This window comes from uncultured Paracoccus sp. (assembly GCF_947487305.1).
Lineage (GTDB): Bacteria > Pseudomonadota > Alphaproteobacteria > Rhodobacterales > Rhodobacteraceae > Paracoccus.
This window is the reverse complement of sequence record NZ_CANKWH010000063.1, coordinates 1-1,726: the sequence shown is the minus strand read 5'-3', so window position 1 is coordinate 1,726 and position 1,726 is coordinate 1. Positions and strand designations below refer to the sequence as shown.

Genomic DNA, 1,726 nt, shown 5'->3' with positions numbered 1-1,726 from the left:
TGGGGAAAGGTTCACATGGCTCAATTCTCAGTGGAAATTACCCGCCTATCCGGCTCACTTCTGGGTGGAAATCAACAAACGCATCGATCACATCTGTCGAATTCAGCCTGCGCCGCACTCTGATCGTCAGGCATTCGCGGCTGAACTCGTCGAGGATATTCAACGTCCGGAACACCTTGCCGTCATCGGTGCGGCAATGAACAAAATCATACGACCAGACATGATCCCGGTATTCAGGCCGCAGCCGGACACAGGATCCGTCATTCAGCCAGAGCCGGCTCTTCTTCGGTTGCTTTATCGGCACTTTCAGCCCCTCACGCCGCCACAGGCGTTCGACCCGCTTGTCATTCACCTGCCACCCGGCATCCCTCAACAGAGCCGCAATCCGGCGATATCCGTAGCGGCCATATTGCCGGGCCAGCTCGATCATATCAGCGACCAGGCGGTCTTCGTCCGCGCGCCCTCGCGGCAATTTGCGTTGTGTCGAGCGATGCTGGTGCAGCACCTGGCAGGCCCGACGCTCGGAAACGCCCAACTCACTGCGGACATGGTCAATGCAGGCCCGGCGGCGAGCGGGCCTCAGAAGTTTCCGCTGGCAGCCTCACTCAAGATCAGCTTGTCCAGCGTCAGATCTGACACGGCACGCCGGAGCCGTTCATTCTCCTGTTGGAGCCGCTTCAGTTCCTTCAATTGATCCACGCCCATCCCACCGTATTGCTTCCTCCAGCGGTAATAGGTCTGTTCGACGACACCGATCCGTCTGATCGCGTCCAGACGCGATAGGCCTTGACCCATCAGAACCTCAACCTGCCGCAATTTCGAGACAATCTCTTCCGGCTTTACCCGCTTGTTCGCCATTCTCGATCCTCCGTTTCCTAATCATAACGGCGGACCACCTCTCGGGGGGAGGATCACCAATGGAAGTGCGCGGTTCGTGCAGATTGCAATCGGGTTCCGATCATCGCCAAGTGTGATCAGGCCCATCTCGAACATCTGAGTGGCATAGATGCCGCCGAATGCGCCACCTTTGTTGCGCAAGTAGCGCTGGCCGACGTCCGTGTCCGGATCGGCCCCGACTGAAAAGTCGATGATCGCCCCCGGATCGTTCGGAACGTCGCCAAGTTGCTTTTGCGCCCAATCTATGCCGGCAACGCCCAGTTCAGTCGATCCGCGCGCAGCAATCAGGGCAAAGAGGGTCTCACAGCGTCGCTGGAACGCCCGGAAGACAACGGGGTCAGTGTCTCCCTTCTCCCTCGCGTAGACTTCAAGCATCCAGACAAAGAACGAGTAATATCTGAAGCGAAGCGTGATGGTGCTGATGCCGGGCAGCAGGGATTGATAGATCGCTTCGATGGGGCGCTGCATTCCAAGAGGATCGAGGCCGCCATCCTGGCCGAGTTCAGTCCATTCAGGGAAACCCGGCCCAAAATCCTTCATCGTCAATCCACCGTCTAGAGAACCACGGGGTGATGATGGCGGGAACCGGAATCTCGTGCAACTGCGAGTTGCCCGCCACTGCCTGTGACTGCGCGCTCATGCGTGCTGGTGCGGTTTTTCTGGCTGGGTGTTGATGTGGCGTTGATGTAAACTGGAACGCCAAAAACCCGAGTGTTTGCGTCGGGTTCTAAGCATCTGATATCGTTGGGGGATTTGGTTGCGGGGACAGGATTTGAACCTGTGACCTTCAGGTTATGAGCCTGACGAGCTACCGGGCTGCTCTACCCCG

1 protein-coding gene and 1 pseudogene are annotated in these 1,726 nt (G+C 57.9%); both read right to left on the bottom strand.

Annotation, left to right across the window (positions count from 1 at the left end; translation table 11 throughout):
• Window positions 1-82: 82 nt before the first annotated feature.
• A pseudogene (locus tag Q1A36_RS21240) lies at window positions 83-858 on the bottom strand (IS3 family transposase); the annotation flags it as partial.
• Window positions 859-879: 21 nt separating this feature from the next.
• Window positions 880-1,437 carry a hypothetical protein gene (locus Q1A36_RS21235; protein ID WP_299848155.1) on the bottom strand — a complete coding sequence of 186 codons (558 nt, stop codon included), beginning with the start codon at window positions 1,435-1,437 and terminating at the stop codon, window positions 880-882.
• Between the last annotated feature and the right edge of the window lie 289 nt (window positions 1,438-1,726).

Coding starts and splice junctions, on each gene's coding strand:
- Q1A36_RS21235 (WP_299848155.1), bottom strand. CDS start 1,437: ATGAAGGATTTTGGGCCGGGTTTCCCTGAATGGACTGAACTCGGCCAG.